This is a genomic window from Malaciobacter canalis, assembly GCF_008000835.1.
GTDB classification, from domain to species: Bacteria; Campylobacterota; Campylobacteria; order Campylobacterales; family Arcobacteraceae; genus Malaciobacter; species Malaciobacter canalis.
Window position 1 is genome coordinate 76,160 of the sequence record NZ_CP042812.1, and the last position, 16,058, is coordinate 92,217.

At 28.7% G+C, this 16,058-nt stretch carries 12 protein-coding genes; all 12 read left to right on the plus strand.

Annotation, left to right across the window (positions count from 1 at the left end; genetic code table 11):
* Position 1 precedes the first annotated feature (1 nt).
* Positions 2–646 carry a response regulator transcription factor gene (locus ACAN_RS00370; protein WP_099334622.1) on the plus strand — a complete coding sequence of 215 codons (645 nt, stop codon included), beginning with the start codon at positions 2–4 and terminating at the stop codon, positions 644–646.
* A gap of 88 nt (positions 647–734) precedes the next feature.
* The gene (locus tag ACAN_RS00375; RefSeq protein ID WP_099334623.1) at positions 735–1,802 is read left to right on the plus strand and encodes a TRAP transporter substrate-binding protein; all 1,068 of its coding nucleotides are present in this window, start codon (positions 735–737) and stop codon (positions 1,800–1,802) included.
* A gap of 152 nt (positions 1,803–1,954) precedes the next feature.
* Positions 1,955–2,533, plus strand: a complete 579-nt coding sequence (locus ACAN_RS00380; protein ID WP_099334624.1) for a TRAP transporter small permease subunit — start codon at positions 1,955–1,957, stop codon at positions 2,531–2,533.
* Positions 2,533–3,906, plus strand: coding sequence for a TRAP transporter large permease (locus ACAN_RS00385; protein ID WP_099334625.1), 1,374 nt, complete (start codon positions 2,533–2,535; stop codon positions 3,904–3,906). The genes ACAN_RS00380 and ACAN_RS00385 overlap by 1 nt, the downstream gene beginning before the upstream one ends.
* Positions 3,907–4,120: 214 nt before the next feature.
* The gene (locus ACAN_RS00390) at positions 4,121–6,958 is read left to right on the plus strand and encodes an FAD-binding and (Fe-S)-binding domain-containing protein (protein WP_099334626.1); all 2,838 of its coding nucleotides are present in this window, start codon (positions 4,121–4,123) and stop codon (positions 6,956–6,958) included.
* A gap of 88 nt (positions 6,959–7,046) precedes the next feature.
* Complete coding sequence (locus ACAN_RS00395; RefSeq protein ID WP_099334627.1) at positions 7,047–7,871, plus strand: peptidylprolyl isomerase; 825 nt, start codon at positions 7,047–7,049, stop codon at positions 7,869–7,871.
* Positions 7,872–7,881: 10 nt separating this feature from the next.
* Positions 7,882–9,309, plus strand: a complete 1,428-nt coding sequence (gene gatB, locus ACAN_RS00400) for an Asp-tRNA(Asn)/Glu-tRNA(Gln) amidotransferase subunit GatB (protein ID WP_079578124.1) — start codon at positions 7,882–7,884, stop codon at positions 9,307–9,309.
* Positions 9,309–10,205, plus strand: a complete 897-nt coding sequence (locus ACAN_RS00405; RefSeq protein WP_079578125.1) for an NAD(P)H-dependent glycerol-3-phosphate dehydrogenase — start codon at positions 9,309–9,311, stop codon at positions 10,203–10,205. The genes gatB and ACAN_RS00405 overlap by 1 nt, the downstream gene beginning before the upstream one ends.
* A 9-nt stretch (positions 10,206–10,214) precedes the next feature.
* Positions 10,215–12,233: a sensor histidine kinase gene (locus ACAN_RS00410; RefSeq protein ID WP_099334628.1), complete on the plus strand. Its 2,019-nt coding sequence runs from the start codon at positions 10,215–10,217 to the stop codon at positions 12,231–12,233.
* Positions 12,230–12,916 carry a response regulator transcription factor gene (locus ACAN_RS00415; RefSeq protein ID WP_099334629.1) on the plus strand — a complete coding sequence of 229 codons (687 nt, stop codon included), beginning with the start codon at positions 12,230–12,232 and terminating at the stop codon, positions 12,914–12,916. The genes ACAN_RS00410 and ACAN_RS00415 overlap by 4 nt, the downstream gene beginning before the upstream one ends.
* Positions 12,917–12,990: 74 nt before the next feature.
* Positions 12,991–13,569 (plus strand): hypothetical protein, encoded by a 579-nt coding sequence (locus ACAN_RS00420; protein WP_099334630.1) that lies wholly within the window; start codon positions 12,991–12,993, stop codon positions 13,567–13,569.
* Between the two features lie 10 nt (positions 13,570–13,579).
* On the plus strand, positions 13,580–16,042 hold the full coding sequence (gene torA / locus ACAN_RS00425) for a trimethylamine-N-oxide reductase TorA (RefSeq protein WP_099334631.1): 2,463 nt from the start codon (positions 13,580–13,582) through the stop codon (positions 16,040–16,042).
* The last annotated feature ends 16 nt before the right edge of the window (positions 16,043–16,058 follow it).

A 16,058-nucleotide genomic window follows, 5' to 3' on the forward strand; every position in this document is an offset into this window, starting at 1 on the left:
TATGAATATATTACTTCTAGAAGATAATAAAAAGCTAAATCAAACAATTAGTAAAAGATTGAAATTAAAAGGATATAAAGTTGATTCATATGAAGATGGAAATGAAGCATATAATAATATAACAGAAGGATTTAGCTGTTTTATTTTAGATATTAATGTACCAAATATAGATGGAATAAAAATACTTAAAAAAATTAGAGAGTTTTATGATGAGGTTCCAGTTATAATTATTAGTGCATCAATTGAATTAGAAGTAATTAAAGAGTCATATAAATTTGGCTGTAGTGACTATTTAAAAAAACCATTTTTTATAGATGAGCTTGAAATTAAAGTTGAAAGACTTTGTAAGATAAAGAATGATTTAATATATTTTGATGAGAACTGCTATTTTGATTATAAATCATCAGTTGTATATTTAAATAATGAACAACAAAGATTGACAAAAAAAGAGAGACTTTTGATGAACCTATTTTTGACAAAGCGTAATCAAGTTTTATCATATGACACAATACAAAATTATGTTTGGGAAGGAAGTTTTGCTTCATTAGAGTCTATACGAAGTCTTATTAGACGCCTAAGAAAAGTACTTTCAAACAAATATATAGAGACTGTAGTAGATACGGGTTATATCTTTAAAACTACATAAAAATTACATAATAATTCTAAAATATCATATTATTATCATATCATATAGTTACAATTTGTGTCAATACAACATAAAAGGGGATGTTAAGATGTTAAAAACGACAACAAAATTACTTGTTGCTTCTGCTTTAGTTGCGGGACTAAGCACAGCAGCATTTGCAAAAGATAAAGTTTACAAGTGGAAATTGGCAACTACTTGGGGTTCAACTTTATCTCCATTTATTGATGCTCCAACAAATATGGCAAAGTTAGCAAAAGAGATGTCTAATGGAAGATTAGATATTAGAGTTGATGCAGCAAATAAGCATAAAGCGCCTTTAGGTATTTTAGATATGGTAAAAGGTGGTCAATACGAAATGGGTCATTCAGCTTCATATTATTGGAAGGGTAAAGATATAAATACTTTACCATTTACTACAATGCCATTTGGTATGACAGCACCTGAACAATATGCATGGTTTTATTATGGTGGTGGATTAGAGCTAATGCAAAAAGCATATAAAAGACATAAAGTATTATCATTCCCTGGAGGAAACTCAGGAAATCAAATGGGTGGATGGTTTAGAAAAGAGATTAACTCACTTGATGATTTAAAAGGCCTTAAGATGAGAATTCCAGGTTTTGCAGGAGAAGTTTTAGCTAAACTTGGTGTTACTGTAACAAATATAGCTCCTGGTGAGCTTTATACTTCTTTAGAAAGAGGAACTATTGATGCATTAGAGTGGGTGAGTCCATCAATGGATGTAAATATGGGATTTCATAAAATTGCTCCATACTATTATACTGGATGGCATGAACCAGCAACAGAGTTACAGTTTTTAGTAAATGAAAGACAATTTAAAAGATTACCAAAAGATTTACAAAAAATCTTAATAACTGCTATGAGAGTTGCTGCTTATGATATGTATATTCAAAACTATCATATGAATGCAGTTGCATGGGCAAAAATTGCAACAGATTATCCAAATGTGAAAATCAAAACATTACCAAAAAATGTAATTAATGCAATGAAAAAAGCAAATGACGAACTACTTGTAGAAAAAGCAAAAGAGAGTCCTTTAATAAAAGAGGTATTAAAATCTCAAAAAGAGTACCTAAAAAAAGCTAGAGAGTGGACAAAAATGGCTGATTATAAATACTTAGAAGATAACTTATAAGATTTACAAATTGCACAAAGAAAAATACGTAGTTTTTTTAAACTGCGTATTTTTAATTTAAGAGTTATAAAATTTAAAGAAATCAATGAATTTAATAAGTGTAAAGTTTACATTTATTTAACTCATTTGAGAGAGTAAAAAAGGATAATATAATGCTTTTAAAACTAGAGAGAGGTTTTGACAAGTTTGCAAATATCATAGGTGGCTTTACAGCTATTGTATTGGTGCTTATGATATTAAATGTATTTTATGATGCAATTATGAGGTATCTTTTTAATACAGGTGATATTGCAATGCAAGAAATGGAGTGGCATCTTTTTTCTGTTGTAATACTATTTGGAGTTTCTTATACATTAAAAGAAGATGGACATGTAAGAGTTGATTTGATTTATGATAGATTAAAGCCAAAGAAAAAAGCAATAATTAATATGATTGGAGTAATAACTTTTATTTTTCCTATTACACTTTTAGTTATTTTTTCATCAATAGGTTTTGCACAAGAAGCTTACGAATTCAATGAAATTTCAGGTGATCCAGGTGGATTAACTCATAGATGGATAATCAAAGCTATGATTCCAATATCTTTTTCTCTTTTGATTATAACATCAGTGGGATTTTTTATTAGAAATTTGAATATATATTTAGGCTTACATGAGTATGAAGACCATTCAATCATCCATGAAGCTCAAAAATATAAAGAAGAGATAACAAAAAAAACAGGAGATAAATAATGATTGGTATAATAATGTTTTTTACAGCACTATTTATGCTGTTGATTGGTTTTCCTGTTGCTTTTACTTTTGGTGCTGTTTCAGTATTTTTTGGGTTAATTGCTGGAATTGTTGAAATATATTCATATGCAGATGCAAGTATGGGAATTACTGCAATTATAACAGAAGGTTTAACTGAGGGCATGTATATGTTTGATTTTATGCCACATAGAATATGGTCTATTATGAATAATACTATTTTAATGGCAGTACCAATGTTTATTTTTATGGGGATTGTTCTTCAAAAAACAGGACTTGCAGAAAGACTTTTAGAATCTATGGGATTTTTATTTGGAGAGATTAGAGGTGGAGTTGCAATTTCAACTGTATTAGTTGGGTCATTACTTGCAGCATCAACTGGTGTTGTTGGAGCATCTGTTGTTGCTATGGGAGTTATTTCACTTCCTGTTATGCTAAAATATAAATATAATACAGAATTAGCAACAGGAACGATTTGTGCTTCTGGTACTTTAGGACAAATAATTCCTCCATCAATTGTATTGATTATCTTAGGAGATGTTTTTCAAGTTCCTGTTGGTGATTTATTTAAAGCTGCTATTTGGCCAGGTCTTACTTTGGTTGCTGCTTATATTCTTTTTATACTAATTGTAGCTTTTGTAAAAAAAGATATGGCTCCTGCAATTCCAGCAGACCCAAGTAGAGGAAAAAAATCAAAACAAGTAGTAAGAGCATTGATTGATATTATTCCCTCACTTACATTAATAATCTTAGTTTTAGGTTCAATTTTTGCAGGTGTTGCAACACCTACAGAATCATCAGCTGTTGGATGTTTAGGTGCAATTGCTTTAAGTTTTTTATATAAAAGTTTTTCTCTTGGTATGGTAAAAGAAGCAGCTTTAGAATCAGTTAAAATTACATCAATGGTATTTGCTATATTAATTGGTGCAACAGCTTTTTCTATGGTATTTACTTACACAGGTGGAGATGAACTTGTTGAGCATTTTATGCTAAGTTTACCAGGTGATCAAAAATGGACATTTATTCTATTTACAATGATTGCTATTTTAATCTTAGGATTTTTTATTGATTTTGTTGAGATTTCATATATTATTGTTCCAATTTTAGTTCCAATTGCTCTTGCTTTAGATATAAATCCAGTTTGGTTTGCTATACTAATAGCAATGAATTTGCAAACATCATTTTTAACACCACCGTTTGGATTTTCCCTTTTTTATCTAAAAGGAGTTGTCCCCTCAAGTGTTAGCACGATGCAAATATATAAAGGTGTACTTCCTTTTATTCTAATTCAAATAATTGTTTTAGGATTATTAGCTGTATTCCCAGAGTTTTTTGGAATAAATCCAAGTCTTTAGAATAAGAGAATCCTCTTATTCTAAAACCTATTAGGATAAAGATTATGAGTAAAAAAGATATTGTAAAACTTATTAGAAATCTTATTTTAAAATGTTGTGATAAAATGTTTTTCTTTATTGATGACCCACAACAAAGAATATATACTGTACCAAGGCTTGAATAGCATTTTCTTAATTTTCATATAAAAATATAAAATATAATTAAGGATTTCAAATGTTAGCTGGAAAATACCAAGATTTTTATAATCAAATAATAAAAAAAATACCCCAAGAAATAATATATACAGATGATTTACATACTTTAGCGTATGGAACAGATGCTTCTTTTTATAGACTTATTCCTAAATTGGTTATTAAAGTTGAGAACTCAAAACAAGTAAAAGATATTTTGCAATTAGCTTGTAATATGAAATTAAGTGTTACATTCAGAGCAGCTGGTACCTCACTATCTGGACAAGCAATTAGTGATTCAATTTTAGTTATTACTTCAAGAAACTGGACAGATTTCAAAATTGCTGAGGATAAATCACATGTGTCATTATCACCTTCTTTAACAGGAGCACAAGCAAATAATATTTTAGCACCTTTTAGTAAAAAAATTGGACCAGATCCAGCTAGTATTAATTCTGCAATGATTGGTGGTATTGCTGCTAATAATGCTTCTGGAATGTGCTGTGGTGTTGCTCAAAACTCATACAAAACATTAAAATCAATGAAACTAGTTTTTAGTGATGGAACACAATTAGATACAGGAAATGAAGATAGTAAAGCTGAGTTTGCAAAAACTCATAAAGAGTTTTTACAAAGCTTAAAAATGTATGCAAAAAATATAAAAGATGATGAAGAATTAAGTGCAAAAATTAGAAAAAAATTTAAAATGAAAAATACAACAGGATATAGTTTAAATGCCCTTGTTGATTTTGAAGATGAATTTGAGATTTTACAACATTTGATTATTGGAAGTGAGGGAACATTAGCTTTTATTAAAGAAGTAACTTATTATACAGTTGAAGATTATAAAGATAAAGCAAGTGCTTTAGTATATTTTAAAGATGTAAATGAAGCCTGTAAAGCAGTAACAAAATTAAAGCTTGAAAAAGAGAAAAATATAATAAGTGTTGATGCAGTTGAACTTATGGATAGAGCAGGTCTTGCAAGTATTGAAGATGATCCTAAGATGCCATCATATATAAAAGAGTTTGATGAAAATGTTACAGCTTTATTAATTGAAACAAGAGCAAAAAGTGATAAAGAGTTAGATACTCAAATCAAGCAAATTGAAGATAGTTTAAAAGAGTTTTCTTTAGCAAAAGAGCTTTATTTTACAAAAGATGTTGAAGAGTATACTCAATATTGGAAGATTAGAAAAGGACTTTTCCCAGCAGTTGGAGCAGTAAGAAAAATAGGTACAACTGTTATTATTGAAGATATTGCATTTCCTATTGAGCACTTAGCAGAAGGGACATTAAAACTTCAAGAGTTATTTAAACAACATAAATACAATGAAGCTTTAATTTTTGGACATGCTTTAGAGGGTAATTTACACTTTGTTTTTACTCAAGATTTTTCAACACAAGAAGAGATTCAAAGATATGATGATTTTATGTATGATGTTACTCAACTTGTTGCTGTACAGTATCAAGGAAGTTTAAAAGCAGAGCATGGAACAGGTAGAAATATGGCTGCTTTTGTTGAATTAGAGTGGGGTAATACAGCTTATGAAATGATGAAAAAAATTAAAAACTTATTTGATCCAAATAATATTTTAAATCCAGGGGTAATTATCAATGAGGATAAAAAAGCCCATATAAAAAATCTAAAACCACTTCCAAAAACAAATGATTTAGTTGATAAATGTATTGAGTGTGGTTTTTGTGAACCTGTATGCCCATCAAATGTTTTAACATTAACTCCAAGACAAAGAATAGTTATAAATAGAGAAATTTCAAGACTTGAAGATGAAGAACACAATATAAAAAAAGCAAAAGAGTTAAAACAACTATATCAATATGATGGAATAGAAACATGTGCTACATGTAGCTTATGCTCAACTGCCTGTCCTGTTGGAATTGATACAGGAAGTTTAACAAAGTACTTAAGACATGAGCAAGTAAGTAGTACTCAAAATAAAGTTGCAAATGTTATTACAAATAATTTTTCAGCTACATTAACAGGAATGAAGTTTGGTTTAAAAGCAGCAAATTTAACACACTCTATTTTAGGTACAAGTTTAATGAGTGGCTTAACATCAGGACTTAGAAAAATATCAAGTAACAAAATACCAAGATGGAGTGAACATTTACCAAAAGGTATCTCAATAAATACAAGAATTGAACAAAAAGCAAATAGTTTAAAAGTTGTATATTTTCCATCATGTATTAACAGAACTATGGGATTAAGTAGTGCAAGTAAAGAAGAAAAAGAACTTTTTGATACAACAGTAGAACTGCTTCAAAAAGCAGGTTTTGAAATTATTTTTCCAAAACAAATTGATAATTTATGCTGTGGTATGCCTTTTTCATCAAAAGGCTTTACAAAACAAGCAAAAATAAAATCAGATGAATTAGAAAAAGCATTAAATGAAGCTAGTAATAATGGCCAATATCCAATTCTTTGTGATACTAGTCCTTGTACTAAAAAAATGATGGAGAGTTTTAACTCAAATTTAGATTTATATGAACCAATTGAGTTTGCATTAGAACATTTAGTTGATAAATTAGAACTTGAAAAAATTGATGAGGCAATTACTATACATACAACTTGTTCTTCAAGAAAAATGGGATTACATGAAAAGTTTATTAAACTTGCAAATATGTGTTCATCAAAAGTTATAGTTCCATCAGATGTTACATGTTGTGGATTTGCAGGAGATAGAGGCTTTAGTTATCCAGAACTAAATCAAAGTGCATTAAGAAATCTTCCAAAAAGTGTAAAAGATGCAAAATATGCCTTTTCAACTTCAAAAACTTGTGAAATTGGACTTAGTGAATATTCAGGAATTGATTATAATTCAATTTTTTACTTAATAAATAAGTGCTCAAAGGCTAAATAAAAAGTAATTTTCTTAAATATTTCTTCATAAAAGTGATATTTACTATTTTTTTGGTAAAATATCACTTTTAAGATAAAGGGATTAGATTATGAAAAAGCTATTAGGTACACTTTTATTATCAACAACTATAAGTTTTGCAGGTTTAGTTGATGCAGTTGCATTAGTTGTTAATGATGAACCAATTACACTTTATGACATTGATAAGCGAATGGTTGAATCAAAAGTTAGTAAAAAAGAGGCAGTTAGTTCTTTAATAGATGAAGCACTATATGAGCAATTACTTCAAGAGAAAAATATCAGTGTAGATATTTTTGATGTAAATAACTATTTAGAAAAAATTGCAGCATCAAATGGTATGGATTTATATACTTTTAAATCAGTTGTTAAGCAAAAATATAAAAATTATGATGCTTATGAAGATGAAATAAGAAAAAGAATACAAAGAGAGAAATTAATAGGTCAACTTGTAAGAGGAAATCTAAAAATTGCTACACAAGAAGATTTGAAAATATATTATAAAAATAATAAAAATCAATTCACTACAGCAAAAACGATTGATGTGGTTCAATATGCTTCAAAGAATAAGAAAGCGTTATTAGAAATTCAAAATAATCCTATGACTGTAAACAATGAAGTATCAAAAAGTAATATTTCACTTGATCAAGAGAAGTTAAATTCACAAATGAGATTTCTTTTAAATGATACTAAAATAAATCAATTTACACCAATTATCACAGCTGATAAACAATATGTTACTTTATTGGTTACACAAAAAAAAGGTGTTAATACTTTAGCTTTTGAAGATGTAAAAGATAAGATTTTTACAGTATTAATGCAAAAAAGAGAACAAAACTTCTTAAAAGAGTATTTTGAGAAATTAAAACTAACTGCTAATATAAAAGTTGTAAGATAAAAGGAAATAGATGTTTGAAGTTATTATAGGATTAGAAGTACATGTTCAGTTAAATACAAATAGTAAACTATTTTGTTCTTGTGCAACAAGTTTTGGTGAAGAACCAAATACAAATGTTTGTCCTACTTGTTTAGGACTTCCAGGAGCACTTCCTGTATTAAATAAAGAAGCAGTTCATAAAGCTATTATGTTAGGAACTGCACTAAAATCACAAATAAATAAAAAATCAATTTTTAATAGAAAAAACTATTTTTATCCAGATTTACCAAGTGGTTATCAAATCTCTCAGTTTGAAGTACCTGTTGTAGGACTTGGAGAACTTGTAATTGACTTTGAAGATGGAACAAACAAAAAAATAGGAGTTACAAGAGCTCACTTAGAGAATGATGCAGGAAAAAATATCCATGCAGGAGATGTTTCTCATGTGGATTTAAATAGAGCTGGGACACCTCTTCTTGAGATAGTTTCAGAACCTGATATGAGAAGCTCTGAAGAGGCAATTTTATACCTTAAAAAGCTTCACTCAATTGTAAGATATTTGGGTATTAGTGATGCTAATATGCAAGAGGGAAGTTTTAGATGTGATGTAAATGTATCTATTAGACCAAAAGGTGATGATAAGCTTTATACAAGATGTGAAATTAAAAATATGAACTCATTTAAGTTTATAGAAAAAGCAATTAAATATGAAGTTCAAAGACAAATTGAAGCTTGGGAAGATGGTTTTTATGAGAAAGAAGTAGTTCAAGAAACAAGACTATTTGATCCAGAAAAAGGTGAAACTAGATCTATGAGAGGTAAAGAAGATGCGGCTGATTATAGATATTTCCCAGATCCAGATCTTTTACCTGTTATTATTACAGATGAAATGATGGAAAAGTATTCACAAATTCCTGAACTTCCAGATGAGAAAAAAGCAAGATTTGTAAATGAGTTTGGAATAAAAGAGTATGATGCTTCTGTTATTACAGCTTCATTGGAAACTGCAAATTTCTTTGATGAAATGATGAAAGAAAAAATCAGTGGTAAAAATGCTGCAACATGGTTAACAGTAGAGTTACCTGCAAGATTTAGTGAGGGTGTTACACTTGAAAACTCTCCTGTACAAGCAAAAACTCTAGCTACTATTGTAAAAAGAATTGAAGATGGAACAATCTCTGGAAAAGCTGCTAAAGAAGTACTTGATTATTTAATGCAAAAACCTGAGATGCAAGTAGATTCAGTTATTGATGAACTTGGATTAAAACAAGTATCTGATGATGGAGCAATACTTGAAATAATTGATGGAATACTTGCAGCTAATGAAGATAAAGTAGAACAATATAAAAGTGGAAAAGATAAGCTATTTGGATTCTTTGTTGGTCAAACAATGAAAGCATCTAAAGGTAGTGCAAATCCACAAAAAGTAAATGAACTTTTAAAACAAAGATTATCATAATGGAAAAAAACTCAGTAGCAGTAATAGGAGCAGGGAAGTGGGGACAAGCTCTTCATTTTGCCCTTAGTCAAAAACAAAAGTGTTATATTACTTCAAGAACAAAAAGAGATATAAATAATTTTGTAGATTTAAATACAGCGCTGAGTTGCCAGTATCTTATAATAGCTATTCCTGCACAACAAATTAGACAATGGTTAGATGAACATTTTGAGTTTAAAGGACAAAAAATACTAGTAGCTTCAAAAGGTATTGAAGCTAGTACAGGAAAGTTTCTAAATGAAATATATGAAGAGTTTATTCCTAGTGAAAATTTAGGTTTTATTTCAGGACCCTCATTTGCAGCTGAAGTAATAAAAGGCTTACCATGTGCACTTGTTTTAAATAGTTTAAATAAAGAAATTTTCAATGAATTTGAAAAGTTTTTTCCTGATTTTATTAAAACATATTATAGTGATGATGTAATAGGTGCAGAGATATGTGGTGCTTATAAAAATGTACTTGCAATTGCAAGTGGAATATGTGAGGGAATGAATCTTGGAAATAATGCAAGGGTTTCATTGATTTCAAGAGGCTTAGTAGAAATGCAAAGATTTGGTAGCCATTTTGGTGCAAAAATGGAAACATTTATTGGATTAAGTGGTGCAGGGGATCTTTTTTTAACTGCTAGTAGTGAGTTAAGTCGTAATTTTAGAGTAGGGCTTGGACTTGCAAATAATAAAACACTTGATGAAATACTTAAAGAATTAGGAGAAGTAGCAGAGGGCGTTAAAACTTCTTATGCAATTAACTCTTTAAATAAAAAACATAAAATTTATACACCAATAGCAAATGAAGTTTATTCTATATTAGAGGGTAAAAATCCAAAGGATAGTTTAAAAGATTTATTAAAAGATTAAAGAGTATTAATGAGTAATGTAAAATTATATACTAAAAAATATTTGGCATTAGTCTTTTTATTTATAATAAGTTTATGTGTGTATATTTATATAGTTTACTCAAACTATACTAGCAATAAAGAGTTTTTATTAAACTCAACTACCCAAAATCAAATAAAACTTGTAAAAGCTTATAAATCAAAAATCGATGAAAAACTTCTACAGAAAAAAAGAATTATAAAATCAACTGCAAACTATATAAAGAAAAAAGATAGAGTAAAAGATTATACTCTTATAAAAGAGACTTTAGCTTTAGCTATTTTAAATGGAGATTTTAGAAGTGTATATATAGGTTATTATGATGATTATTTTATCACAGGTATAAATTGGATAGCACCAAGTTGGTATAAAGTAACAAAAAGAAAATGGTATAAGCAAGTAGAACAAGCAAAATCAATAGTTGTTACAAAGCCATATTTAGATTCAGATTTAGACTCAAATGTTATCTCAATTGCAACACCACTATTTGTAAATGACAAACTATATGCTGTATTATCAAGTGATATAAAAATCGATGACTTTAGACATGATATCTTATCTTTACTACCTGTAAAAGAGGGTTTTGCCTTTATGATGACAAAAGATGGTGATGTTGTATTGCAACCTAAGAAATTTAGTTTTAATATTGATGAAAAGTTTTTAAAACAAATAAGCAAAGATTTCTCACAAAACTCATCAGGAGTGAATATATATAAAATAGAAGGTGAGAATTATATATTTACTTATGACTCTTTAGAAAATAGTGATTGGATATTTATAACAGTATTAAGTGAAAAAAAGATTTTTGAGAATATAAATAATGAATTATTTAAAAATCTATTAATTGCAGCATTTTTGATGCTTGTTGGGATATTGGTAGTAATTTATCTATCTTCTATTCAAAGAAAACTATTAAGAAATAAGAACTTATTGGAACTATTTGCAAAAAGCTCTAGTTGGGGAGTTTTGATGACAGATAAAGAGGGGCGTATTGTTTTTGTAAACAAGTTTTATGAGAAGATATTCTTTCTTGCAAATAAATCCTTATATGAAAAAAATATTTTGCAAATACCACATAAAATAGGAGAAAAAAACTATTTTGATAAAGATACACACTTTTTTAATTTAGCAAAACAAAATCCTCAAAATATAGCAACTTATAAAATTGGTGATGAACAAATCTATAATTTTCAAGTTACTCCTTTATTAAAAGCAAATCGTTATTTTGAGGGAATTATTGTAACAGTAAATAATATTACAAATGAAAGACTAATAGAAAAAAATAAACTAAAACAAGAGAAGATCTTTATACAAAATAGTAAGATGATTGCTTTAGGAGAAATGGTTAGCGCAATTTCACATCAATGGAAACAGCCTTTAAGTTCACTTCTTCTTCTAATAAACAATATTGATGAAAAGATTCAAGAAAAAGATTTTGAAGATATAGAAGAGTATATCTCTCGTTCTAGAACAAATATAGAACTTATGAGTGAAACTATGGATGCTTTTAGAAGTTTTTATAAAGAGCAATTAAAGCAAAAAGAGTTTGATTTAGTCCAAACAATAGATGAAATAATAAATATTAGTTCAGCTTTGATTAAAATGAACTCAATTTCCATAAATTTTTACTATAATAAAGAGTATAACTATAAAATTTATGGTTATCCAACATATTTAAAGCAAGTAATATTGAATTTAATATCTAATTCAAAAGATGCGCTTGTAGAAAAGATTAATGATAGTGATTTTGATAAAGCACAAATCTCTATTTATTTAGAAAAGCATGATAATAGTATCATAATAAGATTTGAAGATAATGGAAATGGAGTAGATTCATCAAAAATAACAGATATTTTTAACTCTTCATTTACAACAAAAGGTGATAAGGGTACAGGAACAGGCTTGCATTTATGTAAACTTTTAATAGAAGATAAAATGTATGGAAAGATTTTTCTTGAAAGCAATAAAAATCCAACTTCTTTTGTAATTGAATTAAAGGAAAGTAGATGAATAGAAAACTTGAAGATATTCTAAAAAACACAAAAGTCTTACTTGTTGAAGATGAAGAGGATTTAAGGTTTATAATTCAGCGTTCCATTTATAAATATGTAAATAGTATAATTGAAGCAAAAGATGGGGCAGAGGGCTTAGAAAAGTTTCTTTCACATGATATTGATTTAATACTTTCTGATATAAATATGCAAAAAATGAGTGGGCTTAAGATGTTGAAAAAAATAAGAGAATATAACTCAACTATTCCTGTGATTTTTTTAACTGCATATGACACAGATGAAAATATTCTTGATGCGATAAATCTTACAAATAGTTTTTTACTTAAAAAACCTTTTGAGAAAAAACAACTACTAACAACTATTCAAATGGTTATGGGACAACAAAACATCAATGAAGAGATGATTGATTTAGGTGAAAATTTTTCATATTCAGTAAAAAATAAAGAACTATTTTATAAAGAAGAATTAATTTCATTAACAAAGTTAGAGAAAAAACTTTTAGAAGTATTAGTACATAATAAAACACATGTTGTAACATATGAAATGATTGAAAACTTTGTATGGCAAGAAAAAGGCGCTACTCAAGAGGTTATTAGAGCATATATAAAAAAACTTCGTAAAAAAACTTATCAAGAACTTATTGAAAATATCCAAGGTATTGGATACTTACTTAAAATTTAAATTAACAAAAAGTTCATAGTTTATTCACACTTTACTTATACAATAACTTTAAGTAAAAAAATTAAGGAAAAACTATGAAAAAGAGAAGCTTAATCTTAATTGGTTTAATTTTTTCAAATTCACTACTTTTTGCAGGGCAAAATGCTTATTTGAAAAATGATGGGCAAGTATTTTTAACTCCAAATGCAAAAAAAGAGGTTGGAAAAATTGACACAGCTACACCAGTAGAAGTTTTAAATGAAAAAGGTAACTTTAAAAAAGTTAAAGTAAGTGGTTGGGCTGCTTATGGTTTTGAAAATGTACTTTTTAAAGATGTAGGGAAAAGAATTTTTTATTTAGTACTTGATGATAATAAAACTATAAAACCACAAATTCTAGGAGAAAAAACTGATACATATGATACTGTATGGAAAAATGTATCTTATACATTTTGGGTAAAAAAAGAGTCTTTAAGTAAAGATATTGATAGTATTTATGCAAAAGGTAAAGAGTTATATACAAATAGATGTGGTGCATGCCATGCTTCACCTGAATTAGAGCACTATACAGTAAATCAATGGCCAAGTATTATTAACTCTATGAAACCAAGAGCTGGTTTAACAGATGAAGATATGCAGTTTGTTGTAAAATTTGTTCAAAAACATGGAAAATAAGGAGAGCGTTATGGGAAATATTAAAAGAAGAGAGTTCCTAAAAGGAAGTAGTGCAGCAGCAGCTAGTACACTTTTATTTAGTAATCTATCAGCAAATAGTTTAATTAGTGGTCCAGTTGCAAATAAATCAAAATCTTTAAGTGGTTCTCACTTTGGAGCATTTAGAGCTCATGTAAAAGGTGGACAATTTACTGGAGTTACAGCTTTTGAAGATGATCCTAACCCATCTCCTATGATTAATGCACTACCAAGTAGAACATATGCAAAAACAAGAGTTGAATATCCAATGGTAAGAGAAGGTTTCTTAAAACATGGACATAAAAGTGATACTTCAAAAAGAGGTTCTGAGAAGTTTGTAAGAGTTAGTTGGGAAAAGGCACTTGATTTAGTAGCTTCTGAAGTTCAAAGAGTACAAAAATCATATGGATATAAAAGTATTTATGCAGGAAGTTATGGATGGTATTGTACAGGTAAACTTCATAATCCTCAAACTTTAATGAATAGAATGATGAAAATATCAGGTGGTTTTGTAGGAAGAATTGGTGATTATTCAACTGCAGCTGCACAAATTATTTTACCTCACGTTTTAGGAAGCATTGAAGTTTATGAGCAACAAACTTCTTGGCCATTAGTTTTAAAACATGCTAAAAATGTAGTTTTTTGGGGTGCAAATCCACTTGTTACTTGTCAAATTGATTGGGATGTATCAGGTCATGGAGCTTTTCCTTATTTAGAACAGTTAAAAAAAGCACATAAAAAAGGTCAAATTGATGTAATCTCTGTGGATCCTGTAAAAAATGATACAGCAATGTACTTTGATTCAAAAATGATACAGCCAAAACCTAATACAGATGTTGCAATGATGCTTGGAATGATGTATTATTTACATACTTCAAATCAATATGATAAAGAGTTTATCAAAAAATATACTGTTGGATTTAAAGATTTTGAAGAGTATTTACTTGGAAAAGTAGATAACACTCCAAAAACATTAACTTGGGCTTCAAATATTTGTGGAGTAAAAGAAAAAGACATTAAAGACTTTGCACAAAAATTAAAAGATGAAAAAAGTATGCTAATGGCTGGATGGGGAGTTCAAAGAGCTGACCATGGAGAGCAATTTCACTGGACTTTAGTTACATTAGCTTGTATGCTAGGTCAAGTAGGAACTCCTGGGTGCGGATTTGGATTTAGTTATCACTATTCAAATGGAGGAACACCAAGTTCATATGCACCAGGTTTAGGTGGAATTTCTACAAATATTAATAGTAGTAAAAATGGTCCTTGGACAAAATATGAGCCATTTAATATTCCTTGTGCAAGAATGGTAGATATGATATCAAATCCTGGTAAAGTTATTGACTTTAATGGTAAAAAAATAGAGTATCCAGAAATCAAAATGGTATATTGGACAAGTGGTAACCCATTTCACCACCACCAAGATAGAAACACAATGATTGAAGCTTGGAAAAAATTAGAAACATTTATTGTACACGAACCTTTTTGGACACCAACAGCTAGAATGGCAGATATAGTTCTTCCAGCTACAACAGAAATTGAAAGAAATGATATTGAAATAATTGGTGATTATAATAGTAGCCATATTATTGCTATGAAAAAAGCAATTGACCCAATTAAAGAGTCAAAAGATGATTACGAGATTTGTAGATTAATTAGTAAAAGACTTGGATATGAAGAAGAGTTTACAGATGGTAAAAAATCACAAATGGATTGGATTAAAGAGTTTTATAATAACTCAAAAGTTCAAGGTGAAAATAAAGGTATAAAAATGCCTACATTTGAAGAGTTTTGGGAAAAAGGATATGTGAAGTTTGAAGTAAGAGAAGAAGACAAAAACTTTACTAGATATGAAGAATATGTAAAAAACCCAATGCTAAATCCTTTAGGAACACCATCTGGAAAAATTGAGATTAGTTCAAGAGTAATTAAAAAATTCAATTATGATGATTGCTTACATTATCCAAGTTGGATAGAACCAGCTGAATGGTTAGGTTCAGAAGAATCAGAAGAGTATCCATTGCATGTATTATCTCCTCATCCAAAATATAGATTACACTCACAGTTATCTAATACTTGGATAAGAGACTTATATGAAGTAAATGGAAGAGAGCCAATTTGGTTAAATCCAAAAGATGCTAAAAAAAGAGGAATTAAAAACGGAGATATTGTAAAAGTTTACAATAAAAGAGGTTCTACACTTGCAGGTGCAATTGTGACTAAAAATGTTCTTCCAGGTGTTGTTAAAATGGATGAGGGTGGATGGTATGATCCAAAAGATCCAGGTAAAGATAAAACTATGTGCAAACATGGTGATGTAAATCAACTTACAATTGATAAAGGTACATCAAAACTTGCACAAGGAAATATCTCAAACACAGCTTTAGTTCAAATTGAAAAATATACTAAAAAAGCACCACAAATAACAGTTTTTGAAAAACCAGAAATTGTATAAATATAAAAGAGTAAGA